Below are 24216 nucleotides of genomic sequence, written 5' to 3'. Positions count from 1 at the left end.
GACTTTGTTCCGGGGGGGCGGCCGGCGACGGCGGCCCCCCCTTTTTCAACAATCGAGCTTCCTGAGGGGGACCGGAAATGATCACGCGGCGGCTCACGTCCTTATTGCTGCTTTCCACCGCGCTGACCGCGCCGACACTGGCCCACGGCGCGGAGCCCGCTGCGCCGCCGGCCGCTTCTTCCGCGGCCTCCGCCTCTACGCCGGCCGCGGCGTCCGAGCAGGAGGCGCCCGAGGTTTCGATCCCCGGCGTGTCCGAGGTCGTGGTCGTCGGCGAGCGCACGAACGTCGTGCGGTCCACCACCCAGGTCCTGTCGGTCCTGTCGACCCAGGAACTGGCGCGAAGCGGCGAGGGCAACATCGCCGGCGCGCTCACCCATCTCACCGGTCTCAGCCTCGTCGGCCGGGGCTACGTCTATGTCCGCGGCCTGGGCGACCGCTATTCGCTCGCCCTGCTCAACGGCTCGCCGCTTCCGAGCCCGGAGCCGCTGAAGCGGGTCGTCCCCCTCGACCTCTTCCCCAGCAGCATCGTCTCGTCCGCCCTGGTGCAGAAGAGCTACTCGGTGAACTTCCCCGGCGAGTTCGGCGGCGGGGTGATCAACCTCACGACGCGCTCGATCTCCAAGGACGACTTCTTCAGCATGGATGCTGGGATCTCGATCGACACCGAGACGACGAACCAGCTCGGCTACACCTACTACGGAAGCAAGACCGACTGGTCCGGCTTCGACAACGGCGATCGCGACAAGTCGCCGGCGCTGAAGGCCTTCCTGGCGAGCGGCGAACGCATGAGCTCGGGCAAGGTGAATACGGGCGCGATCGCCCGCGAACTGGTCACCGGCCGCAACGCGGTCCTTCAGAAGGATAACCACCTGCCGGCCAACTTCTCGCTGGGTCTGGCGGGCGCCAAGTCCTTCGAGCTGGACACCGTGAACCTCGGCCTGATCGCCGCCGCCGGCTACAGCAACAAGTACCAGACGCGCGAGGCCATCAACCAGATGTCGCTGCAAGGCGACCTGTCGGACCTCGAAACCAACTTCCGTCGCATCACGACGGATAACCGGATCGTCTGGAACGGCCTGTTCGGCCTGGCCGCCGAGTTCGGCGACAACAACCAGCACAAGGTCCGTTGGACCAACGTCTACATCCACGACACCGTCAAGGAAGCCCGCCTCGGCATCGGCAATCGCCACGGCACCGATGTCGACTACATGCCGCAGGACACCGCCTGGTACGAGCGGCAACTGGTCAACACGCAGGTGGTCGGGGAGTTCAAGCCGACCGAGAATCTCGACGTCGACGTCCGTGCGAGCTACGCCGAGACGAAGCGCGATGCGCCCTACGAGCTGACCTTCGAATATGTCCGCACCAACGCGGAGGCCGACCCCTTCGGCCAGTACTTCATCAATCGCCTGAACAACGGCAACAACGGCGACGCCAAGGTCAGCTTCTCCGAGCTTGACGAGCGTCTCTGGTCCGGTGGCGCCGACGTTTCCTACCGGTTCTCGCCCGATCTCGCCGCGACCGTGGGCTACGCCTACAACGACACGCGCCGCACGAGCACGCGTCGCGACTTCCAGTTCCAGGCCCCGAACACGTTCCCGGCCGGGGTGGACATGTTCCGCCCGGATCTCCTGCTGCAGCCGTCCGTCGTCGACACCTTCGGCATCACCATGGTCGAGGCCAACGAGGGGACCCCGGCCTTCCTGGGGACCCTGAAGAACCACGCCGGCTATGGAAAGCTGACCGGGCGGCTGCTGGACTCGCTGAAGTTCGACGTCGGCGTCCGCTACGAGACCGCCAAGCAGTCGGTCTCTCCGATCCAGGTGTTCAACATCCCGGGCGCCTCGACCGCGGTGACCGATCTCGAGAAGGACTACTGGCTGCCGGCCGCGACCCTGACCTGGGAGGTCCGCGACGACATGCAGGTCCGCGCCAACGCGTCCAAGACGCTGGCCCGGCCCCAGTTCCGAGAACTGATCTACCAGTTCTACTTCGATCCCGACTCCAACCGCATGTATCGCGGCAACCCGCTGCTGACGGACAGCGAGCTGACCAACGCCGAGGTTCGCTGGGAGTGGTACTACGACGCCGATCAGCGCATCTCCGCGGCGGGCTTCTACAAGCACATCGACCGGCCGATCGAATCGTTCGTCTCCGGCGAGTCCTTCACCACCAGCTTCGCCAACGCGCCCAAGGCCGACCTCTACGGCCTGGAGCTCGAAGCCCAGAAGTATTTCGAACCGTCCGACTGGCTGAGCGGCGACTTCTGGTCGACCCGGCGCCTGCTGGTGGCCGGCAACTACACCTTCTCGAAGTCCGAGCTGAAGGTGTCGGCGGACGACTCGGTCGCGGTCTTCGCCTCGAGCTCGACCCTTGCCACCGACTTCTTCCGGGACGGCGCGCCGCTCACGGGCCAGTCGCGGCATATGGCCAACCTCGAGATCGGGTTCGAGGACAGCAAGGGCCTGTCGCAGCAGACCCTGATGCTCAACTACGCCAGCAAGCGGGTCACCAGCCGCGGCCTGGCCAACACCGGCCAGCCCGACATCTACGAATATCCGGGCCTCAGCCTCGATCTGGTCCTGCGCCAGGGGATCGAAGTGGCCGGCCACGAAGTCGAGCTGAAGTTCGAAGCCCGCAACCTCACCGGTCGCAAGTACAAGGAGTACCAGGAGACTGACGGCGCCCGCGTGAACGTGAACACCTACCAGCTCGGCCGGATCTTCAGCCTCTCGGCCAAGACCACGTTCTGATTCCAGGCCAACGGAGTAGCCCGCCAACTCCTCCAACGTGCGCCGCTCCGGTCCTCCGGGGCGGCGCTTCTCGTTTCAGAGCGGCCGCAGCCCGGGGCTGCGCCAGCGCCGCGAGGAGGGGACAGATTTCAGGGATTAGGTGGCGGTGACGGAGGGATTCGAACCCTCGATACCCTTTCGAGTATGACGATTTAGCAAACCGTTGCCTTCAGCCACTCGGCCACGTCACCAGCCCTGATCGGCTGCGGCTTCGGAAAGCCTGCGGGCCAAATCGGGTCGCACTCCATAGCCGAAACCGGCGGCCGGGAGCAACGGCCCTGGGCAAAGAAAAAGCAGCCTCGCTGTTTCCTCCGCGTTCGAGGCTTGAGCGTGGGCCCGTTAGGGTTAAGTCTGCGCCTCAAGCCAAGGCTCGGACCCATGACTGAAGGCCTCCAGAATCGCCTGAACGCCAAACTCGCCGAGCTTCGCGCCGCCGGCCGCGTCATCCTGCGCATCTCGGCAAGCGCGGACAGCATCGAGCGCCTGTTCGTGGAGGGAGGCGACGGCGCGATCCTGCTGGACTGCGATCCGCAGCGCGACACCGCCTGGTACGGCGACGTGGAACTGCAGGTCTCCGACGTCCCTGGCGCCTGGGTGATCGTGGCGGGGGAGGGCGGTCCCCAGCAGATCGCGGTCTGAAGGCCTAGACCTTGTCTTCGGGCGGGGTTTCGCCGCCTTCGCTCTCCGGCGCCGTCAGCGGGCCCTGCTGGTTTCGCCAGTCCGCGAAGCTGCGCTCGAAGTGGTCGCGGCGCTGGGAGCGGAAGGCGACATATTCCGCGTCGTACTTGCGCCGCTGTTCGTCCCGCCAGTCCGCATACTCGCGGTCATGGGCGCGGAGCTGTTCCTCGCGCCAGTCCAGATAGTCGAGTTCGAACTCGATGTCCGAATCCGGGTGATAGGCATAGTCGGCCGGCGGTCCGAACTGCCGGACCCCCTTGTCGGTCGGGTCGATCTCCTGGTCGCCATAGGGCATCTCGGGCCTTGTCCTGACCGGTCCTGGGCGACGCCGGACGATCGGCTCGCGGTGGCCGTGCGGCTCGATGCCGAACTCCTGACCGCCGTGCGGGCCTTCGAGGCTGTAGTAGCCGCGGGTCAGGGCGTCTTCCTCGTCATAGGGAAGCTCCAGGTCCGGCTGGCGCCCCGCATCGTAGCGGCCGCGCCGCCACGCCGGCCGCTCGCCGATCGGCCGGTGGGTGGCCAGCGAACTGAACGAGCGGTTGTCAGCCCCGTAGTAGCGGGCCTGGTCTGACGAATAGCGGCCTTCCTCGCCGAAGCTCCGCTGAGGATCGCGCTGCGATGCGCCGGAGCGCGGGGCGTTGGCGCGCGGGTCGTCGGGAGAGCGATTTCGCATCGTTTGATCCTCCTCGGCTCTTGAAGAGAAACGATATGGCCTGGGTCCCCGTTCCGGCGCGCCGACGAGCCTGATCAGTCCGTCCCGGCGACCGCCAGTATGGCGGCCAGGCCGACGCTCATCGCCTTGGCGCGGCCTTCCTTCGCCACGTCGATCCATTCGTCCAGGGAGTGGGCACGCCCGCCCTTGCCGCCGCCGCCGATGGTGATGGCCGGGACGCCCAACGCCATCGGGGCGTTGGCGTCGGTGGAGGAGGCGTCATACTGGGGCTCGTAGCCCATGGCCTCGATCGCGGCGGCCATGCTCTGCACCAGCGGCGTGTTCTTTGCGGTCTGGCCGGCGGGGCGGTCGCCGATCGGCTTGATCTCGACGCTCACCTTGCCGACGCTCGTGGAGCGGGTGGCGTTCTCGTGGTCGACCGCCTGCTGCATGATGGTCTTGAAACGAGCGTCCAGCTTGGCCAGTTCGCCGGCGTCGGCCGAGCGCATGTCGAACTCGGTGAAGACCTTGCTGGGGATCGCGTTGACCGAGGTTCCGCCGCCGGTCACCGAGGCGGAATAGGTCACTTTCGGGCTGGTCGGGACCTGCACCTCGTAGAAGTCGGTGATCGCCTTGCCCATTGCCGCCATCGGATTGACGATCCCGAACGCGCCGTAGGAGTGGCCGCCGGGGCCGGAGAAGGTCACGCGGTAGCGCTTCGATCCCACGCCGATGTGGGTGATGCCGCTGGGGCTCAGTCCGTCGACCGAGAAGAACGCCTTGGTGCGGTCCTTGTACTTGCCCTGATTGAAGAAGTAGCGGACCCCGCGCAGGTCGCCGGCGCCTTCCTCGCCCACGGTGGCGACGAACAGGATGTCGCTCTTGGTGCGGATCTTGGCCGCGTCCAGAGCGCGGATCCAGGCCAGCAATACCGCGAGATTATGGGTGTCGTCGGCGACGCCTGGCGCGTAGAGCTTGGTTCCCTCGCGGCGCACCTTCACGTCGGTGCCTTCCGGGAAGACGGTGTCCAGGTGGGCCGAAACCACCACGACCGGCCCCCCGGCAGTTCCCTTGCGAAGGCCCATGACGTTGCCTTCAGGGTCGATCTCCACATCGGTCAGGCCGTGGGCCTCGAGCATCGCCTTGTACGCCTTGGCGCGCTCGGCCTCCTTGAGCGGCGGGGCGGGGATCTCGGTCAGGGTGACGATGTCGGCGACCGTGCGGTCGTGGTCCTTGTCCAAGGTGGCCGTCACGGTCTTGAAAGCTGGGCTCCTGACGATCTTCGCCACGTCGTCCCTTGGCGCGGCCGTGGCGGAGGAGGCGGCGATGACGGACAGGGCGAGCGCCAGGGGCAGGCTGCGGGACATGGAGGCTCCGGTCGAATTCGAGTCGACCGGCATAGTAGCGGTGGTGACCTCCGCCGCTAGGCCCGGCTTGCCTCGGGGGTGTCCTGCGCCATGACGTCGGAGGCTTCCTCGGCGTCCATGATCTTCAGGAGGCGCGCGCGGGCGCGGTTGACCCGGCTCTTGATGGTGCCGAGCGCGCAGCCGCAGATTTCGGCCGCCTCCTCGTAGGAGAGGCCCGCGGCGCCCACCAGAATCAGCGCCTCCCTATGCTCGGGCGGCAACTGCGCGAGGGCTGACTGCAGCGCGCGCATGGCGACGCTCCAGTCCTGGGTCGGGGGGGTGCGGACGTTGTTGGCGTACTCGCCGGATTCGTCGCGCACCTCGCGGCGGCGGCGGATCACCTGGGTGTAGTAGGTGTTGCGCAGGATCGTGAACAGCCAGGCTCGGAGATTGGTCCCGGGCTCGAACTTGTCGCGGTTGGTCCAGGCCTTGATCAGCGTGTCCTGCACCAGGTCGTCGGCGTCGGAGCCGTTATGGCTCAATGACCAGGCAAAGGCCCGCAGCGCGGGGATCATCGCCACGACCTCGCTGCGCCATTCGCCGTCACCGCCCATGCTGACCTCAATTCGCCCGCCTTGGCCTGACGCCGGCGCGCGATTGCGTGGCCTTTCAACGTTCCCTTTGATCAACCGTTCCGGCTTGCGCTTCGTGGTTCAGCCACCAGATTTGGGAACCAAGGGCCGGTTGCCTGCGCTGCGGTCCTGTCGGGGTGAAGGGCGCCTGACGCCGGAAACCAATGACCGTGGAGCAGACGATGTCACCGACCGACAAGGCGATCTTCAGTCCTGCGGCAGAGCGGCCCACCGACGCCCGCGGGGCGCTGGGCCGCTTTCGACGGGTCCGGGAGGCGACCCTCGCCCTGGCCGCGCCTCTGTCGCCAGAGGACCAACTCGCCCAGTCGATGCCCGACGCCAGCCCCACCAAGTGGCACTTGGCCCATACGACCTGGTTCTTCGAGACCTTCCTGCTGACGCCGCATCTTGCGAACTACCGGCTGTTCGATCCGGCGTTCGGCTACCTCTTCAACTCCTATTACGAGGCCATTGGCCCGCGGCAGCCGCGCCCGCAGCGCGGCCTGCTGACCCGGCCGCCGCTGGAGCGGGTGCTGGCCTATCGCGCGCACGTGGACGAGGCCATGGGCCGGCTGCTGGCCAAGGGCGCGCCGGGTGAGCTGGCCGACCTGCTGAACCTCGGCCTGGCGCATGAGGAGCAGCATCAGGAACTGATCCTGATGGACATTCTGCACCTCTTCGCCCAGTCGCCGCTGAAGCCCGCCTATGCGCCGGCGCCGGCGTTGCCGGTGGGCCGTGATCCTGGCCCTGCCGGCGAGGTGGCCTTCGCGGGCGGGCTGGTGGAGATCGGACACCAGGGCGGCGGCTTCGCCTTCGACAACGAGGGCCCGCGCCACAAGGCCTATCTGGAACCCTATCGGCTGGCCGATCGGCTGGTCACCAACGCCGAGTGGCTGGCCTTCATGGCCGATGGCGGCTACGCGCGCCCCGAGCTCTGGCTGTCGGAAGGCTGGGCGCGCGTCCAGGCCGAAGCCTGGGAAGCCCCGCTCTACTGGGAGCGCGGGCCGGACGGGGCCTGGCTGGCCATGACCCTGCAGGGCCGCCGCGCGCTCGCGCCCCACGCGCCGGTGACGCATGTGAGCTTCTACGAGGCGGACGCCTTCGCCACCTGGGCCGGCGCGCGGCTCCCGACCGAGGCCGAGTGGGAAGCCGCTGCGGCGCTCGTGGATGTGTCGGGCAACTTCCGCGAGCAGCGCCAGTTCGGCCCCGCCGCCGCCAGGTCCCAGCCGGGCCTGCGGCAGATGTTCGGCGATGTGTGGGAATGGACCCGCAGCGCCTATTCGCCCTATCCGGGCTTCCATCCCGCGGCCGGGGCCGTCGGCGAGTACAACGGCAAGTTCATGGTGGGCCAGATGGTCCTGCGCGGCGGCTGCTGCGCGAGCCCCGAGGGGCATGTGCGGGCGAGCTACCGCAACTTCTTCTATCCCCATCAGCGCTGGATGTTCTCGGGGGTGAGATTGGCCTGGGACGAGGATATGCGAACCGACGCGTCGAGCTTCGAGCGGGATGTGCTGGCCGGCCTGGGCAAGCCGCGGAAGGCGCTGCCTGCCAAGTATTTCTACGACGCCGAGGGATCGCGGCTGTTCGAAGAGATCACCGAGCTTCCGGAGTATTATCCGACCCGGACGGAACTGTCCCTGATGCGGGACAAGGCCGCCGAGATGGCGGCGGTCATCCCGCAGGGCGCGGCCCTCGTGGAACTGGGTAGCGGCGCCAGCACCAAGACGCGCCTGTTGCTCGACGCAGCGCCCCAGGTGGCGACCTATGTCCCGATCGACATCAGCCGTTCGGCGCTGGACGAAGCGGCCCGCGCGATCGCCCGCGACTATCCGAACCTGCGCGTCGCCCCGCTGGTCGAGGACTTCACGAAGGCCCTGGCCCTGCCGGCCGAGGCCAAGGATCAGCCGCGGGTCGGCTTCTTCCCGGGATCGACGATCGGCAACCTCACGCCTGGCGAGGTGGTCGAGTTTCTCGAGAACGCCCGGCGGCTGCTGGGCGAGGGGGCGGAGTTCCTGGTCGGCATAGACCTGGTCAAGGACGAGGAGACCCTCGTCGCCGCCTATGACGATGCCCAGGGGGTGACCGCCGCCTTCAACCTGAACCTCCTGACGAGGATCAATCGCGAATTAGGCGGCGACTTCGATCTCGCCAAGTTCCGCCACAAGGCCGTCTGGAACGGCGAGGCGAGCCGGATCGAGATGCATCTGGAGAGCAAAGTCGAACACGCGGCGCATGTCGCTGGCCGCGTGTTCCGCTTCGCCGCGGGCGAAACCATCCACACCGAGAACTCCTACAAGTTCACGGTCGAAGGCTTCGGTCGGCTGGCGGCGCAGGCAGGTTGGAAGCTGGAACGGGCTTGGGAAAGCGCCGCTCCGAGCTTCGCAGTCGTCCTGCTGCGCGCTTAGCTTTCCAGCCTGTCGCCGCGGCTGCGGCCGCCGCCGCGCGAGGACTCGCCACCTTTACGTCCGGCCGAAGCGGCCAGGTCGCGGTCCTTGGCGAAGCTGCGCTTCTCGCCGGGCACGCTGGCGCCGCCCTTGCGGGCGATCTCGCGGCGGCGTTCGGGATTCATAGCTGCAAATCCGCGGCGGGACTTCGGCTTGGCGTTGGTTTCAAGATCCATGAGCGGCTCCTCTACGCATCGACCGTCTTGGGGAGGGCGGTCGACGCCTCACTTCCGGTTACGGTCAAGCAAACTCGCCAAGGGCGGCTGAGGTTGCGCGTAAAATGCGAAAGAGCCTGCGACTATTCGCGCACTGGGGGATCGCAGAATCGATTGAGCGTCGATTGGGCCGGGCCCGAAATCTTGCGGCGAGCCGGGGCGAAGGCGCGAAAACGGGGCGCGCTAAGTAGTTGTCGCGAAAAATTCTGACCTTCGTCGCGCCGCAAAGCTGAAAAAAGCGCTTCGCGAAATATCAGCCGTCGGATCGTCGAAAGGCGCATCCAACGACAAAGTGATCGTCGGCGCTTGCGTCAGAGCGGCAATTGGACCCGCGCGGTCAGGCCCCCGCCCGGCCGATTGACCAGGAAGGCGTCGCCGCCGTGACCCCTGGCGACCGAGCGGACGACCGCCAGGCCAAGGCCGATGCCCCCGGTCTGGCGGCTGCGTGAGGGTTCGCGGCGATAGAAGGGGTCGAAGACGCGTTCGGTCTCCTCGGGCGGGATGCCGGGACCGTCATCCTCGATCTCGACCACGGCGTTGGTCCCGTCGGTGAAGACGCGGGCGCGGGCGCGCTCGCCGAACTTCACGGCGTTTTCCAGCAGATTGGTGAAGAGCCGGCGCAGGGCGACGGGATCGCCGGTCAGGACCACCTTCTCGCCGCGCTCCACCTCGATGTCGAAGCCAGTCTCGGCCATCTCGTCGCACAGGCTTTCCAGCAGCGACGACAGTTCCAGCCGCGTCCGCTCGCCCGGGCGGTTGGTGTCGCGCACGAAGGTCAGCGCGGCCGAGATCATCTCCTCCATCTGGTCGATGTCGCCGACCATCTTGGCGCGGGCGTCCTCGGGCGCCGCCTCGACCCGGAACCGTAGCCGGGTGAGGGGCGTGCGCAGGTCGTGGGCGATGGCGCCCATCATGGTGGTGCGGTCCTCCACGTAGCGGCGCAACCGCTCCTGCATCTCGTTGAACGCCCTCACCGCGACAGCGATTTCGGCCGAGCCCTTGAGGGAGCGTGGCGACAGCGGCGGTGCGCCCGGGTCGCGGCCCAGCCGTTCGGCCGCGTCGGTGAACAGGCGGATGGGCGCCGACAGCCGCCGCGCCACGACGAGAGCGGCTGGAGCCATGGCCAGGGTCGAAAGGATGAAGACGAGAACCAGCCGCTGCTGCCAGGGGCTGAGGCCTATGCCGCGCTCGGGACGGACGACCTTCCATTTTCCGTCCGGCTGCGCCACCGCCACGTCGAAGGGCGCAATGAGGAAGTGTTCCTCTTCCTCGCCTGCCCGCGCCATGCGATCGCGGATCACCCGGAAGACCCGGCGGTCGGAGACCGGGAACCGCGAGGCCGAGGAGATCACCACGCTGTCGACCGGAACGCCGAGGCTCTTGGCGAGCTGAGCGCGGATCTTGGGGGTGACGTTGCTTTCGATCGCCATCGGCGGCGGCTCATCGCTGATCCTGACGATCAGGGGGCGTCGGTCAGTGATGTTCGGGGGCGGCCCGCGCAGCGCCTGCGTGATCTCACTGGCCCGATAGAAGTCCGGCGCCGGCGGCGGCAGGTTGAACAGCAGGATGAGGCTGATCGCCTGGGCGGCGACCAGACTGGCGCCGATCAGGGCCAGCAACTGCCAGAAGAGCGAAGCGGTCGGCCAGCCCTTCAAAGGGCGGGTCATGAACGCTTCACCTTCGGGGTGAACATGTAGCCTTCGTTGCGCACCGTGCGGATCAGGTCCTGGCCGCCGCCGTCGTCCAGCTTCCGACGCAGCCGGCTGATCTGGACGTCGATGGCCCGGTCGAAGGCGTCGGAGTCGGGGCCGCGGGCGAATTCCAGGAGCTGGTCGCGGGTAAGGACGCGCTGGGGACGCTCCACGAAGGCTCGCAGGAGCGAGAACTCGCCCGAGGAAAGGTTCACAACCACCCCCTGGGGCGAGCGCAGCTCACGCCGGACCAGATCCAGGCGCCATCCGGCGAACTCGCAGCCGGCGTTCACCGAGTTCGTCTGGCCGCGCTGCTCGGCGCGGCGCAGCACCGCGCGCACCCGCGCCAGCAGCTCGCGCGGATTGCAGGGCTTGGAAAGATAGTCGTCGGCGCCGAGCTCCAGGCCGACGATGCGGTCGGTGTCCTCGCCCATGGCCGACAGCATGATGATCGGCGGACCTTCGCTGACGGCGAGGCGCCGGCAGATGGCCAGTCCGTCTTCGCCGGGCAGCATGACGTCCAGAACGATCAGGTCGATGGGGCCGCGCTCCAGCGCCTGCTCCATCTCACGGGCGTCGCCCGCCGTTTCGACCTGATATCCGTGCTTGGCCAGAAAGTCGGACACCACGTCCCGGATGCCCGGGTCGTCATCGACCATCAGGATGCGGGCTGCAGTCTGGCCAGCCGCGGACTGTTCGGTACGCGTTTCCATGTTCAGCATATTAGCAGATTGCGTAACCGTGAGATTTCACGCCTGAAAGCATTAGGCGCCGGCCAGCACCTCGTCGGCCACGAAGGGATTGGTCTGCCGCTCCTGGCCGAAGCTGGACATGGGGCCGTGGCCGGGCACGAAGCGGACGTCGTCGCCGAGCGGCCACAGCTTCTGGGTGATGGAATCGATGAGCTGCTGATGGTTGCCCCGCGGGAAATCCGTGCGGCCGACGGATCCCTGGAACAGGACGTCGCCGACCTGGGCGAAGCGGGCCTGCCGATGGAAGAAGATCACGTGGCCCGGCGTGTGCCCCGGACAGTGCAGGACCTCGAACTCGGTCTCTCCCAGCGACACTCTGTCGCCGTCGCCCAGCCAGCGGTCGGGCGTGAAGGAGCGGGCGTCGGGCATGCCCCACTTGGCGCCCGAAGCGGTGATCTCGTCGATCCAGAAGGCGTCGTCCGGGTGCGGCCCTTCGATGGGAACGCCGGTCGCCTCCTGCAGGGCGGCCGCGCCTCCGGCGTGGTCCAGGTGGCCGTGGGTGATCCAGATCCGGTCGAGGGTGAGCTTGTGCTGCTCCAGGGCCTGCAGCAGGCGAGGGACCTCGCCGCCGGGGTCGATGATGGCGGCCTTGGAGGTCTTCGAGCACCAGACGATGGTGCAGTTCTGCTGCAGCGGGGTGACCGGCGCGATCAGGGCGCGGATGGGAGGCTCTTGCATGGCGTCCCTAACATCGGGCCTCGCGCCCGATAAGAAAAGGCCCGGGGCGAACCCCGGGCCTTCGATGTCAGCCGCGATCCCCTGGGGCCGGGGCGTCCGGCATGGGAGGAACTGCGGTGGGCGGGGCGTCCGCGGACAGCTCGGGAACCTCGACGAGGCCGCGGGCGACGTGGCTCTTGCGGAAGCCGTAGGCGAAGTAGAGCACCAGGCCGATCGCCGACCACACCGGGAAGACCAGTTTGGCGGCCGACGGCAGGAACATGAACAGGGTGATGCAGCCGGCGATGGCCACCGGCGCCACGACGAACACCGCCGGCGTCCTGAAGGGGCGGCGGCGGTTGGGATCGGTCTTGCGCAGCATCATGACCGCGACGGCGACCACCAGGAAGGCGAAGAGCGTCCCGGAGTTGGAGATGTCCGCAAGTTGGCCGACCGGGAAGAAGGCGGCGGCGAAGGCCACCGCCGCGCCGGTCACCATGGTGATGATGTGCGGGGTCTTGAAGCGGGGGTGGATCCTGCTGAACACCTCCGGCAGCAGGCCGTCGCGCGACATCACGAAGAAGATGCGGGTCTGGCCGTAGATCATCATCAAGATGACCGAGGGCAGGGCCAGGCCGGCGGCGAGGCCGAGCAGGTTGCCGATGACCGGATGGTCGATCTCGCGCATCACGTGGGCCAGGGCCTCGCGCGAGCAGACCAGCGGGGTTTCGGCGATTGCCGAGACCTCGGCGCAGCGGGCGGCCAGGGCCGAGGAGCCGGCGGCCAGGACCTCGCCGTTCGGGCCGCTGACCGGCTGGGCGCCGAAGGAGCCGATCGCGCCCGCGGCGACCAGGATGTAGAACAGGGTGCAGATCGCCAGCGAGCCGATCAGCCCGATGGGGACGTTCCGTTGCGGATCGCGCGTCTCCTCGGCGGCCGTGGACACCGCATCGAAGCCTACGTAGGCGAAGAAGATCGACGCCGCCGCGGCGATGATGCCGGGGGTGCCCATCGGGGCGAAGGGCCGGAAGTTCGCATCGTTGATGACGGGGATCGACAGCACGACGAAGGCGGTCAGCGCGGCGACCTTGATCGCGACGAGCACGGCGTTGACGGTGGCGCTCTCGGTGGTGCCGATGACCAGCAGCCCGGTGACGGCGAAGGCGATGACGATCGCCGGGATATTCACGATCCCGCCGGCATGGGGTCCGTTGGCCAGGGCGTGCGGGATGACTATGCCCAGGGAGTGGTCGAGAAGGCCCACGACATAGCCTGACCAGCCCACGGCCACGGCGCTCGCCGCCACCGCGTATTCCAGGATCAGCGCCCAGCCCACAAGCCAGGCGACGAATTCACCAAGCGAAGCATAGGAATAGGTGTAAGCCGATCCAGAAACCGGGGCCATCGCCGCCAGTTCCGAATAGCAGAGCGCCGCGACGGCGCAGACGACGCCGGCGATGACGAAAGAAATGAGCATCCCCGGACCGGCCTTCTGGGCCGCTTCCGCGGTAAGGACGAAGATGCCAGTACCGATGATTCCGCCGATCCCGAGCAGGGTAAGCTGTATGGGGCCCAGCGACCGGTGCAGTGATTTCTTTTCTGCGGTCGCTAGAATCGCGTCGAGCGATTTAACTCGCCACATATTTCCTCCAGGAAACTCCGGGCGGCCCCCGCCGCGCGGTCAATTGGCGCTACGTGGCCCGGTCCCAAGGTCGTGGTCAAGCGGCAAGCAACATGACCCCCTTGCCCCAAAGTCGGCGCCTGCGGGACAGGCGTGGCGACTTGGAACCGGATGCCGGCGCGGCTAGACCCGCTCCATGCTCCCCGTTGAGGAAATTTTGCCCGCGCTGACCTCGGCGCTCGCCTCTCGCAACAGCGCCGTGCTGGTGGCGCCGCCGGGCGCGGGCAAGACGACGGTCGTCCCGCTCCGCCTGCTGGATCAGGCCTGGCTCGGCGATGGCAAGGTCGTGATGCTCGAGCCGCGGCGTCTCGCCGCGCGCGCCGCCGCCGAGCGCATGGCCAAGACCTTGGGGGAACGGGTCGGCGACCGGGTCGGCTATCGCGTGCGAATGCAGTCCAAGGTCTCGGCCCGCACGCGCATCGAGGTGGTGACCGAGGGCGTCTTCAGCCGGATGATCCTCGACGATCCCAGCCTTGAGGGCGTGGGCGCGGTCATCTTCGACGAGTTCCACGAGCGCAGCCTGGACGCGGACCTCGGCCTCGCCCTGGCCCGCGACGCTCAGGGCGTCCTGCGCGAGGACCTGCGTCTCCTGGTGATGTCGGCGACACTGGACGGGGCCGCGGTCGCGCGCCTGCTGGACGATGCGCCGGTGATCGAAAGTCTGGGCCGCGCCTTCCCGGTCGAGACCCGCTATCTCGGCCGTGACGAGCGGGTGCGGCTGGAGGAGCGCGTGACTCGCGCCGTGCAGCGGGCGCTGGCCGAGGAGACTGGCAGCGTCCTTGTCTTCCTGCCAGGCCAGGGAGAAATCCTGCGGACGGCGGACCTGCTGTCGGAGCAGGTGAAGCGGCCGGATGTCGTGATCGCGCCGCTCTACGGCGCGATGGACCCCGCAGACCAGGACCGGGCCATTTCGCCCTCCGAGCCTGGCTTACGCAAGGTCGTCCTCGCCACCTCCATCGCCGAGACCAGCCTGACCATCGAAGGCGTGCGGGTGGTGATCGATTCCGGCCTCGCCCGCGTCCCGCGGTTCGATCCGGCCAGCGGCCTGACACGCCTGGCGACCGTCCGGGTCAGCCGGGCGGCGGCCGATCAGCGACGCGGCCGCGCAGGTCGTACCGAGCCCGGCGTCGCCTATCGCCTGTGGGAAGAGGTCGAGACCCGCGCCCTGCCGGCCTTCGCCGATCCCGAGATCCTCGACGCCGACCTCTCCGGCCTGGTCCTCGACCTCGCCCGCTGGGGCGCGCGCGTCCCGGCCGCCCTGGCCTTCCTCGATCCGCCGCCAGCCGCCGCGTTCAACGAGGCGCGCAGCCTGCTCGTCCGTCTGGAAGCCCTGTCCGAGGCCGGCGTGCTGACCGCCCACGGAGAGGCGCTCAGCGAGTTTCCGTTGCCGCCGCGGCTGGCGCACATGGTCCTGAAAGCGAACGCCTCGGGCCAGGCTGGCAGGGCGGCGTCGATCGCCGCGCTTTTGACCGAGCGGGGGCTGGGCGGCCGCGACGCCGACCTTCGTCACCGCCTCGAAGCCCTGCAGCGGGACCGTTCGCCGCGGGCGCGGGACGCAAAGGCCCTGGCCTCGCGCTGGGCGGCGCTGGCCGGCAAGCCGGGCAGGGAAGGCGAGATGGCCGATGGCCTGCTGCTGGCCTTTGCCTATCCCGAGCGGATCGCCAAGGCGCGGGGCGGGACCGGCGAGTTTCAGCTCGTCACCGGCCGCGGCGTCTTCGTCGAGCCGACCGACGCTCTGGCGCGGGAGAAGTGGCTGGCGGTGGCCGAGATGGGCGGAGGCGATCGCCGCGACCGGGTCCTGCTCGCTGCGCCTCTGGACGATGTCGAACTAACCAGCGGCTTCTCCAGCCAGTTCGAGGTCGAGCAGCGCCTGGACGAAAGCGGCGGCGGCCGCCTGCGGGTCAAGCGCGTGACGCGGCTCGGCAAGCTGACGGTCCGCGAAGAGATCGACGACAACCCGGACCCGGCCCTCATTGCCCAGGCGCTTGCGGCCAAGGTCCGCCAGGACGGCGTCGGCAAGCTCGCCTGGGGCGATGCCGCGACCTCCCTGCGCGAGCGGATCGCCTATCTGCGCGGCCAGGGCCAGGACTGGCCCGACCTCTCGGACGCGGGGCTGGCGGAGCGGGCCGACGAGTGGCTGATCCCGCTGCTGCACGGCCGCCGTGCATTGTCGGAGCTGAAGCCTGACCTGCTGGACGGCGCGCTACGGGCGCTCGTTCCCTGGGACCAGCAGCGGCGGCTGGACTCCGAGGCGCCCGCGCGCTGGACCGCGCCCACCGGCAACAGCTTCGCCATCGACTATGCTGCCGAGGGCGGTCCCAGGGTCGAGGTCCGCGTGCAGGAGGTGTTCGGCCTGTCCCAGCATCCCACCGTGGGCGGTCAGCCCCTGACCCTCTCCCTGCTGTCGCCGGCGCATCGCCCGATCCAGACCACCAAGGATCTGCCGGGCTTCTGGCGGGGCTCCTGGAAGGATGTGCGGTCCGACATGCGCGGCCGCTATCCCAAGCACGTCTGGCCCGAAGACCCGGCCAGCGCCGCGCCCACCACCCGGGCCAAGCCGCGAGGAACCTAGGTGGCCGCGTAGATCATGATCCCGGTCGCCACCGACAGGTTAAGGCTGTCGGCCCGGCCGCGCATCGGGATCTTGACGTTGACGTCGCAGAGGGCGGCCATCTCCGGCGTCAGGCCCTGTTGCTCGTTGCCCATCAGCACCATGGCGGGCTTGGCGTAGGTCGCCTGGCGATGGTCGACGGTGGCGGTCAGCAGGGTGCCGACCACCGAGCCCGGCCAGTTCGACCGCCAGCCGGCGAACTCCGCCTCGCTGGCCTTGACGATCGGCACCGCGAAGATCGAGCCCATGGTCGCCCGGACCGCTTCCACCGAATAGGGATCGCAGCACTCGCCCACCAGGATCACCGCCCCGCAGCCGGCCGCGTCGGCGGTGCGGATGATGGTGCCCAGATTGCCCGGGTCGCGGACCCGGTGCAGGGCGACGAAGCACGGCGCCGACTGAGGCTTCAGCTCGGTGAGCGACGTGTAGCCTTGTGCGAACACCGCCACCACCGCCTGCGGGTTATCGCGCCGCGAGACCTTGGCCAGGATCTCGTGGGTGACCTCGATCACTTCGCCGCGGGCGGCTTGGGTCGCCTGGATGGCCCGCTTGAGCAGCGGATGACCCTCGGCGTCCTTGCCGTACATCAAGATGCGCGGCGCGTGGCCCAGCTCGACCGCCTCGGTGACGATCTTCAGGCCCTCGGCGACGAACAGGCCCGAGGCGTCCCGCTCCTTGCGCAGATGCAGGGCGCGGACCGACTTGACCGTCGGGTTGGTCAGGGAAGTGACGGCGCGGCTCATGCGGACCACCGGCCATAGAAGGACATGCCGATCTGCCGGTCGCCGGCCTCCTCGACCAGGGTCAGTTCGCCCCAGTCGACGGTTCCTCCGCGGCCGCGCAAGGTCGCCGCGCACAACGAGGAAAGCGCCGCGCCGGAGATCCGCTCGGCGTAGGCGTTGAGCAGCAGGAACGACGCATTATCCGAGAGAAGTTGTGCACATAGCTCGAAAAGCTCAGGCAGGTTCTCGAACAGGCGCCACACCTCGCCGTCCGGGCCGCGCCCGTATTTCGGCGGGTCGAGGATGATGCCGTCGTAGCGCGAACCGCGTCGTACCTCGCGCTGGACGTAGCGGCGGGCGTCCTCGCAGATCCAGCGGACCGGCCGGTCCTCCAGGCCCGAAAGGGCGGCGTTCTCGCGCGCCCAGGCCACCGCTTTCTTGGAGGCGTCCACATGGGTGACATGCGCGCCGGCCGCCGCGCAGACCAGGCTGGCCACGCCGGTGTAGCCGAAGAGGTTCAGGATCTTCGGCTGGCCTCCGGAGAAGCTGCGCACGCGCTCGTCCAAGAACGCCCAGTTGGCCGCCTGCTCGGGAAAGAACGCCAGGTGCCGGAAGGCTGTGAACCGGGCGTGATAGCGCACCTGGCCCCAGCTCATCGGCCAGCTTTCCTTCGGCTTGCCGCGGAAGCGCCAGCGCCCGGCGTCCTCCTCGTCGGTGGGATCGAACACCGCGTCGGCTCGCGCCCAGACATCCTCGGGCAGCCGCGGCGACCACATGGCCTGCGGTTCTGGCCGCACGACGCTGTAGGGGCCGTAGCGCTCGAGCTTGCGGCCGCCGCCGCTGTCCAGCAGGGCGTAGTCGGCCCAGCCTGTCGTGCGCATGGCGCCGGGCAGGTCGGCGACGATGGGAGCGGTCCTGGTCATGGCGAGGCACTAGTTGTTCGCCGCGGCGAGGTCCAGCCCCAGCGGAGGTTCAGTGGCCCTGGAGCGCGGCTTCCGTGCCCTCGATCTCCTCGCGGATCCAGTCGTGGCCATTTGCCGAGAGGACGCCGTCGAGGGCCGTGATGTGGACGCTCAGCCGGTCCCGGATCTCCGGATCGACATCGTCGCGCCCGGCCATCCACTTGGCGATCAGGTGAAGGCCGAAGGCGCTGTGCAGCGCCAGGCGTTGCAGTTGGTCGTCGGGCAGTCGCATCGCCGCTCCTCGATTCTGAAGGGTCTTCCGGCAAGAGAACGCACGGAAGCGCCAAACGGCGCCGTGGCGAGGTCAGGGCAGGGCGCGTTCCATGGCGTAGTTGTGCATCGGCGTTTCGCCGAGGCGGAATTCCCGGCGCTCGGTCACTCGGAATCCCTTGTGCTCGAACAGCGGCCGGGCGAGTTCGCTGGCCTCGACATAGAGCCGCGGATACCCGGCCGTCCTCGCGCAGGTCGTCAGCTCCTCGACGATCCGCGAGGCGACGCCGGTCCCAGCCGCGTCGGGACGGCAATAGAGATGATCGATGTGGCCGTCCGCCTCCAGGTCGCCATAGGCGATGACTTCGCCATGGGCGTTCTCGGCGATCAGCGTGGTGCGGCCATCGGCGGCGCGGGCGTGGAAGCGTACGGGATCGGCCGGCTCCGGCGCCCAGGCGGCCACCTGCTCGGGGCTGTACCCCCGCGGGCCGATGGCGCGGACCGAGTCGAAATAGAGCTGCGCCATGTGCGGCGCATCGCCCAGGCGATAGTTGCGGATGACGAGGTCGTCGGTTCGCGAGCGCTCCCACCACGGCGTCGACGGCGCCAGCACATCCTGGTCCGCCGTCAGGCGATCAGCGAGCGCCAGCGATCCTGCGTTCGGCTCCCGTGGCGCTTCGGCGACCTGACGCCAACCGTCCCAGGGCGAAGTCAGCCGGTCTCGCACGGCCAGGCGGTCGCGCATCAGATCCACATGGGCGAACCACAGCCCGCGCGCCTCGCCGTGACCGAGATCGGTCGGGGTAAGGTCATTGGTGCGGCAGCGTCGCCAGGCCTCGTCCGCGGTCAGGAAAACCTCGTCCGGCAGGTCGGCGGGATCGAAGTCGACGCCAAGCGCCTGGCGCATCACCGTGTCGAGCTGGGCGTCGATCCTGCGCCATCGGTGGCCGTCCTGGACCTCGCAGATCCAGTGGTCCTCCCATGGCGCGCCGCCGAGATAGGTCGCAAAGCCGCAGCGAACCCGGGCCGCGACGCCATGGGCGCGCATGGCCGAGCAGAGGAGGAGCGCATAGTCGCGGCACGTGCCGAGAAGCCGTGCTTCCGGTCTCCGGGCCTCATCGAGCGGTCGCTCGTCGGCGCCAAGAATTTCGCCCAGGCGCGCCGACACGCTCAGGGTTTCTCGGTCGAACTCGCCGGGCGGCAGGCCGTAGTGTTCGAGCGCGCCGCCGTGGATGAGCAGGCCCTGAATGACGTCCATGGCGCGCGCCGGGTCGGCAGGGACTGCGCTAAACGCCCCTGCATGCTCGCCGGGATCGGTGAAGGTGCTGTGATCGAGCCATCGCCGCATCGTGGTATTCGGCAGCGCAGAGCGCGAGCTTGCAAGGGGAATGGTCAAAAACCAGGGGTTGACGCTGCGGAATATGATGGCTCTTAGCCATGGAATTGGTTCGGGTTTTCCCGCGCCGGACTTGCAACGGTGTTCTTTTTGGTTTCCGTTTGTTACAGCGAAAGGACTCGGAGGGTAGTGCGTTGACGACGACGGTGACGACGCGGCGATCGGCGCGAAAGCCCAAGGGCGATGGCCATCTTCGCCGTGCGGAGATCCTGGAGGCGGCCGAACGCATCTTCGTGGCCGAGGGCTACGAAGGCGCGACGATCCGCAAGATCGCCGACGAGGTGGGCGTGTCCTCCACCGCCCTCTACATGCACTTCCCCGACAAGGCCTGCATCCTGTTGGAGATCTGCCAGGCGACGATCCGCAACCTGCTGGAGCGCAACGCCGAGATCGCGGCCCGTCCCATCGATCCGGCGTCGCGGGTCAAGCAGATGCTGGACAGCTACATGCGCTGGGGACTCGAGCATCCCAACGCCTACGAGCTGGTGTTCTGCAGCACCGAGCGGCCTTCCGCGGTGATCACCGAGGAAGACGCCACCGCCGACCTGGGCGCCCAGTGCTACGAGATCTTCTCCGGCGTGGTCCGCGAGATCGCCGCCGAGGGCCGGCTGAGGACCGGCACGGCCGACAGCGCCGCCCAGGCGTTGTGGGCCTCGTGTCATGGTGTCGTGGCCCTGATGATCACCCGGCCGAAATTCGGCTGGGCGCCTACCGACGAACTGCTGGCGGTCACCCTTGAGGGCCTGATGTACGGCCTGCTGGCCGATTGAGGCGCGGCGCTAGGGAACGCCTTTCGTCGAGGGGAATTTTCCAGAGCGTCAGGACCCCCCTGATCCTGGCGATGGCCCCGCTCCCTGTCACGCAGTCCCCAAGCCCGGAGCGGGGCCGATCGTCGGGCCTGGCTCCGGCGACATCCCCGAGACAAATGCAATCTAACCGGGAACGAGCGGCCCGGGCGTGAGTTGAATCCCCGTCAGATACTCTGACAAGTCGAGCAACGGCTCCGCCCACGCCCAGCCCTAACCGTGGGCGGGGCCAGCTCCGCCAAGGGCCTTCGATCAGGCGCGGCGCATGCTCACGATCGGCACCGGCGGCTTCAGCCATTGGCCGCGCTGGTCGGCGAACTTGGTCTCGCCGTTGGTCGGAAGGGACAGGATTTTCTCCGCCACCGCCATGCCCTCCACCACTCGGCCGAAAGCCGCGTAGCCGAGGTTGTCGCCCGGCTCTCCCGGATGGGCGTCCAGATAGGGCTGGTCGCCGACGCAGATGAAGAAGTTGTTGGTCGCCGTGCCGGGTGCGAACCGGCCCAGCGACAGCGTGCCGTTGAGGTGGCGCAGGCCGGTCTTGGTGGTGCTTTCGTGTCGGATCGGCGGGAAGGGGCGGACCTTGGCGTCCGGGGCCCCGACGATGGTGCCGTCCTTCTTCACGCCCGGCGTGCGCGCGGCGCGGAAGAAGGTTCCGCCGTCATAGGACTTGGCGTCCACATAGCGCAGGAAATTGGCGGAGGTCAGCGGCGCCTTGCCGGCCTCTAGCTCCACGATGATCGGTCCGCGGCCGGTCTTGATGACCACGCGCGGCTTGCCGGGCGCGGCCCTGACGATGCTAGGCGCGGCGAGGGCCAGCCCGCCGCCGACGACCAGGTTCCGGCGTTCGATGGTCATGCCGCTCATGCGCGATCTGCTCCTTGCTGCTCTCGATTCTAGCGGCTTGCACGGGCCGCGTAAGGAAGGCGAGGTCAAATGTGACAATGGGCTGCGGCCGCCGCGCGCCGACACATGCGGCATTGTAATGACAGCTTACATTATCGCTGCTCGGTAACGCGTCGGCCACAGCGTCTGCTTGTGGATGCTTGGGTTGAAGGGCCTTCACACAGCCTTAAAAAATATCGCCGAGGCCGCGCCTTGCGCCCGGCTCGGGCTGAGCCAATCTTCGGCATCCTTCCGGGATTAGAGGACCATTCGATGGACCAGCCGCTGATCACCTTCAACGACGGCGCGAGCCTCCCTCAGCTTGGCCTCGGGGTCTGGCAGGTTCCCGACGACGAGGCGGCCGTGATCGTCAAGGCGGCGGTCGAGGCCGGCTATCGCCATGTAGACACCGCTGCGGTCTACCAGAACGAGACCGGCGTCGGGGCGGGTCTCGCCGCGGCCGGAGTCGGCGAGGTGGCCGTCACCACCAAGCTGTGGAACGAGAGCCAGGGCTACGACCGCGCCCTGCGCGCCTTCGACAAATCGCTGCAGCGGCTGGGCCGCGAAAGCGTCGAACTCTATCTGATCCACTGGCCGTGCCCGACCCAGAACCTCTACGTCGAAAGCTGGAAGGCGCTGGTGCGGCTGAAGGAGGAGGGGCGCGTCCGCTCGATCGGCGTCTCCAACTTCAACCCCGACCACCTGCGCCGGATCGTCGATGAGACCGGCGTCGTGCCGGCGGTGAACCAGATCGAGCTGCACCCCCGCTTCCAGCAGGCCGACCTGCGCGCCGCGCACGCCGAGTTGGGCATCGTCACCGAGTGCTGGAGCCCGCTCGGCCAGGGGACGCTGCTGCAGGATCCGGTGATCGCGGCGATCGCCGCCAAGCACGGCAAGACCCCGGCCCAGGCCGTCATCCGCTGGCATCTCGACAGCGGCTTCATGGTGATCCCGAAGTCGGCGAACCCCGACCGCGTACGCCAGAACTTCGCGGTCTTCGACTTCGCCCTGGACGCCGAGGACATGGCCGCCATCGCCGCCCTGGACGACGCCGGCGGCCGCATAGGCCCCAACCCCGCCACCCTCGGCTGATCCTCCCTTATATTCAGGCCGCCGCAGGGCGATCCGTGACTAGGGCGTCTATCGTGCAGGTGACGCCGCTGGGAGGGTAGGCGAGGTCGACGGCGCCGCGGAGCTCCGCGGCCAGTCCCTTCGTCAGCAGCCTCGCCCCGAACCCGGTCGTCGTCGGCGCGCTGACCTGCGGGCCGCCCGTCTCCTGCCAGGTGAGATGAAGGTGCGTGCCCTCGGCGTCCGTGCGGGTGGACCACCTGATCGACACCTTCCCTTCCGGGGTGGAGAGTGCGCCGTACTTGGCGGCGTTGGTCGCCAGTTCATGGAAGGCCAGGGCGACGGCGATCGCGCTCTTCGGATTGAGATTGACCGGCGGGCCTTCGATCACGAAGCGGCCGGCTCCGTCGGTCTCATAGGGCTCGGCGGCCTGGCGGGCCAGGTCGTGCAGGCTGGCGCCGACCCAACGCTCATCAGTGAGGACGTCATGGGCCTTGGACAGGGCGAGCAGCCGGTCCGTAAAGGCCTCGCGCACCTCGTCGGGGACAGCGTCGCCGCGCAGCGTCTGGGCGGCGATGGCCTGCACGATGGCCAGCGAGTTCTTCACCCGATGGTTCAGCTCATTGACCATCAGGCGCAGATGGGCCTCGGTGGTCTTGCGGCTGGTGATGTCGAGCGCCGCGCCAACGACCCGCACGCAGCGCCCGTCGGGCTCGAAGATCCCGCGCCCCTTCATGGCCACCCAGCGGACCACCCGGTCTTCGCGACCGATCGTGCGGAACTCCACGTCGTACAGCGCGCAGCTCTTGGGATCTAAGGCCGCGGCGAAGGCCGCCGAGACCCGATCCACGTCCCCAGGGTGGATGCAGGCTGCGACGTCGCGCGGCGTCAGGGGCGTGTCCTGCGGCAGGCCGAACATCTTCCGGATGCGTGGCGAGAGAAAGAGCGTGTCGGAAGGGACGTCCAGGTCCCAGAAGCCCACCTCCGCCGCTTCGCTGGCGAGGCGAAGCTGCTCCTCGCTGTCGCGCAGGGCCTTGGTCGCGCAGATCGCTTCGGTGACGTCGAAGCCTTCGCAGAAGATGCCTGTGACCTGGCCGTCCTCGATGATCGGGGCGTAGACGAAGTCTAGGTAGCGGGTTTCTTCGGGCGCGTCGGGCGCACGGTGGTAGCGCACCGGCGTGGCCGCGAAGACCAGCCGCTCGCCGGTCTCGTAGACCTGGTCAAGAAGCTCGAAGAACCCCTGGTCGGCGATCTCGGGAAAGGCTTCGCGTACGGGTCGGCCCAGCCACGATTGGCTGTTGAACAGCCGGCGATGGGACGCGTTGACGAACTCGTGCACGTGCTCGGGGCCGCGCATGATCCCGATGAAGCTGGGGGCCTGTTCGAAAATTCGCCACCAGCGCTCGGCCTCCTCGGTCCGTCGCTTCTGGGCCAGGACGATCTCGGTGGTTTCGCTGCAGACCACCAGCACGCCGCCGACCGCGTTCCGGGCCGCCTCGTCGTGGATCGGGCTGAAGCTGTAGGTCCAGTAGACCTCTTCCAGGTGGCCGTTGCGGGTGATCGGCGCCAACTGGTTCTCGTGCCAGGTGCCGGGGCCGCCGGACATCACCTGTTCGATCTGCGGCCCGATCACCGGCCAGGTCTCGGCCCAGCAGTCCTTCGCGCGCTGGCCGAGGGTGCTCGGGTGCCGCTCCGGTCCGATGGAGAGCGAGTAGGCGTCGTTGTAGATCTGGATGAGCTCGGGACCCCACCAGACGACCATCGGATGGCGGGTGGTCAGCAGCAGCCGCACGATCGTCTTGAGCGACTGCGGCCAGCCCCTGGGCGCGCCGAGCGGCGTGCGCGCCCAGTCATGCGCGCGGATCAGCACCCCCATCTCGCCGCCGTCCTGCAGGAAGTCCAACGTCGAGCTGTCGGGGGGGACGCGCGATACCACAGACCCGCCGTTGGGAGGCACGCTGGTTTCCCCAGGTTGTCGGGTAACCCTATTCCTGGCGGGCGAAGTGTGGAAGCGGCTGC

At 68.3% G+C, this 24216-nt stretch carries 20 protein-coding genes and 1 tRNA gene; 6 read left to right on the top strand and 15 right to left on the bottom strand.

The genetic code is table 11. From position 1 onward, the window contains the following. The first annotated feature begins 77 nt into the window (after window positions 1-77). On the top strand, window positions 78-2753 hold the full coding sequence (locus tag ABID41_RS14220) for a TonB-dependent receptor domain-containing protein (protein WP_331930407.1): 2676 nt from the start codon (window positions 78-80) through the stop codon (window positions 2751-2753). Between the two features lie 140 nt (window positions 2754-2893). Here the strand turns inward: ABID41_RS14220 and ABID41_RS14215 are convergent. Next, window positions 2894-2983 (bottom strand) — tRNA-Ser (locus ABID41_RS14215). Window positions 2984-3170: 187 nt separating this feature from the next. Here ABID41_RS14215 and ABID41_RS14210 point away from each other — a divergent pair. Then, window positions 3171-3431, top strand: a complete 261-nt coding sequence (locus ABID41_RS14210) for a hypothetical protein (protein WP_331930409.1) — start codon at window positions 3171-3173, stop codon at window positions 3429-3431. 4 nt (window positions 3432-3435) lie between these two features. Here the strand turns inward: ABID41_RS14210 and ABID41_RS14205 are convergent, their stop codons facing one another. The 3 genes from ABID41_RS14205 to ABID41_RS14195 all read right to left on the bottom strand — a co-directional run bounded on the left by ABID41_RS14205 (window position 3436) and on the right by ABID41_RS14195 (window position 6082). Continuing rightward, window positions 3436-4143 (bottom strand): hypothetical protein, encoded by a 708-nt coding sequence (locus tag ABID41_RS14205; protein WP_331930411.1) that lies wholly within the window; start codon window positions 4141-4143, stop codon window positions 3436-3438. Between the two features lie 74 nt (window positions 4144-4217). Continuing rightward, the gene (locus tag ABID41_RS14200; protein ID WP_331930413.1) at window positions 4218-5489 is read right to left on the bottom strand and encodes a M20/M25/M40 family metallo-hydrolase; all 1272 of its coding nucleotides are present in this window, start codon (window positions 5487-5489) and stop codon (window positions 4218-4220) included. A gap of 56 nt (window positions 5490-5545) precedes the next feature. Continuing rightward, window positions 5546-6082, bottom strand: a complete 537-nt coding sequence (locus ABID41_RS14195) for a sigma-70 family RNA polymerase sigma factor (protein ID WP_331930415.1) — start codon at window positions 6080-6082, stop codon at window positions 5546-5548. A gap of 200 nt (window positions 6083-6282) precedes the next feature. Between ABID41_RS14195 and egtB the strand changes: the two genes are divergently transcribed. After that, entirely contained in the window at window positions 6283-8505 is a 2223-nt protein-coding gene (gene egtB / locus ABID41_RS14190; RefSeq protein WP_354297888.1) for an ergothioneine biosynthesis protein EgtB, read from the top strand. Here egtB and ABID41_RS14185 read toward each other — a convergent pair. The 5 genes from ABID41_RS14185 to ABID41_RS14165 all read right to left on the bottom strand — a co-directional run bounded on the left by ABID41_RS14185 (window position 8502) and on the right by ABID41_RS14165 (window position 13501). Continuing rightward, on the bottom strand, window positions 8502-8720 hold the full coding sequence (locus ABID41_RS14185; RefSeq protein WP_331932899.1) for a con-10 family general stress protein: 219 nt from the start codon (window positions 8718-8720) through the stop codon (window positions 8502-8504). The genes egtB and ABID41_RS14185 overlap by 4 nt on opposite strands. 350 nt (window positions 8721-9070) lie before the next feature. Next, on the bottom strand, window positions 9071-10426 hold the full coding sequence (locus ABID41_RS14180; RefSeq protein ID WP_331932900.1) for an ATP-binding protein: 1356 nt from the start codon (window positions 10424-10426) through the stop codon (window positions 9071-9073). Continuing rightward, window positions 10423-11172, bottom strand: coding sequence for a response regulator (locus ABID41_RS14175; RefSeq protein WP_331932901.1), 750 nt, complete (start codon window positions 11170-11172; stop codon window positions 10423-10425). Before ABID41_RS14175 ends, ABID41_RS14180 begins: the two co-directional genes overlap by 4 nt. Window positions 11173-11214: 42 nt before the next feature. Beyond that, window positions 11215-11880, bottom strand: a complete 666-nt coding sequence (locus tag ABID41_RS14170; RefSeq protein WP_331932902.1) for an MBL fold metallo-hydrolase — start codon at window positions 11878-11880, stop codon at window positions 11215-11217. 67 nt (window positions 11881-11947) lie between these two features. After that, on the bottom strand, window positions 11948-13501 hold the full coding sequence (locus ABID41_RS14165) for an amino acid permease (protein WP_331932903.1): 1554 nt from the start codon (window positions 13499-13501) through the stop codon (window positions 11948-11950). A gap of 175 nt (window positions 13502-13676) precedes the next feature. Between ABID41_RS14165 and hrpB the strand changes: the two genes are divergently transcribed. Next, window positions 13677-16112 (top strand): ATP-dependent helicase HrpB, encoded by a 2436-nt coding sequence (hrpB, locus tag ABID41_RS14160; protein ID WP_354297887.1) that lies wholly within the window; start codon window positions 13677-13679, stop codon window positions 16110-16112. On the opposite strand, the gene ABID41_RS14155 is transcribed toward hrpB, so the two are convergent. The 4 genes from ABID41_RS14155 to ABID41_RS14140 all read right to left on the bottom strand — a co-directional run bounded on the left by ABID41_RS14155 (window position 16109) and on the right by ABID41_RS14140 (window position 19393). Beyond that, window positions 16109-16894, bottom strand: coding sequence for a TrmH family RNA methyltransferase (locus tag ABID41_RS14155; RefSeq protein WP_331929578.1), 786 nt, complete (start codon window positions 16892-16894; stop codon window positions 16109-16111). The two genes, hrpB and ABID41_RS14155, sit on opposite strands and share 4 nt — an antisense overlap. Further along, complete coding sequence (locus ABID41_RS14150) at window positions 16891-17796, bottom strand: class I SAM-dependent methyltransferase (RefSeq protein WP_331929576.1); 906 nt, start codon at window positions 17794-17796, stop codon at window positions 16891-16893. The genes ABID41_RS14155 and ABID41_RS14150 overlap by 4 nt, the downstream gene beginning before the upstream one ends. A gap of 49 nt (window positions 17797-17845) precedes the next feature. Beyond that, complete coding sequence (locus tag ABID41_RS14145) at window positions 17846-18067, bottom strand: hypothetical protein (protein WP_331929574.1); 222 nt, start codon at window positions 18065-18067, stop codon at window positions 17846-17848. 72 nt (window positions 18068-18139) lie between these two features. Next, entirely contained in the window at window positions 18140-19393 is a 1254-nt protein-coding gene (locus tag ABID41_RS14140) for a GNAT family N-acetyltransferase (protein WP_331929572.1), read from the bottom strand. 182 nt (window positions 19394-19575) lie between these two features. Here ABID41_RS14140 and ABID41_RS14135 point away from each other — a divergent pair, with 182 nt between their 5' ends. Further along, window positions 19576-20211, top strand: coding sequence for a TetR/AcrR family transcriptional regulator (locus ABID41_RS14135; protein WP_331929570.1), 636 nt, complete (start codon window positions 19576-19578; stop codon window positions 20209-20211). Window positions 20212-20499: 288 nt separating this feature from the next. Here ABID41_RS14135 and ABID41_RS14130 read toward each other — a convergent pair whose 3' ends face one another. Next, entirely contained in the window at window positions 20500-21111 is a 612-nt protein-coding gene (locus tag ABID41_RS14130; protein WP_331929568.1) for a peptidylprolyl isomerase, read from the bottom strand. A 291-nt stretch (window positions 21112-21402) separates the two neighbouring features. Between ABID41_RS14130 and ABID41_RS14125 the strand changes: the two genes are divergently transcribed. Beyond that, the gene (locus ABID41_RS14125; protein ID WP_331929566.1) at window positions 21403-22221 is read left to right on the top strand and encodes an aldo/keto reductase; all 819 of its coding nucleotides are present in this window, start codon (window positions 21403-21405) and stop codon (window positions 22219-22221) included. 13 nt (window positions 22222-22234) lie between these two features. Here ABID41_RS14125 and ABID41_RS14120 read toward each other — a convergent pair whose 3' ends face one another. Further along, complete coding sequence (locus ABID41_RS14120) at window positions 22235-24133, bottom strand: sensor histidine kinase (RefSeq protein WP_354297886.1); 1899 nt, start codon at window positions 24131-24133, stop codon at window positions 22235-22237. Window positions 24134-24216 lie beyond the last annotated feature (83 nt).

It is taken from the genome of Phenylobacterium koreense (assembly GCF_040545335.1).
Classification (GTDB): domain Bacteria; phylum Pseudomonadota; class Alphaproteobacteria; order Caulobacterales; family Caulobacteraceae; genus Phenylobacterium; species Phenylobacterium koreense.
This window is presented reverse-complemented; position numbering and strand designations above follow the sequence as displayed.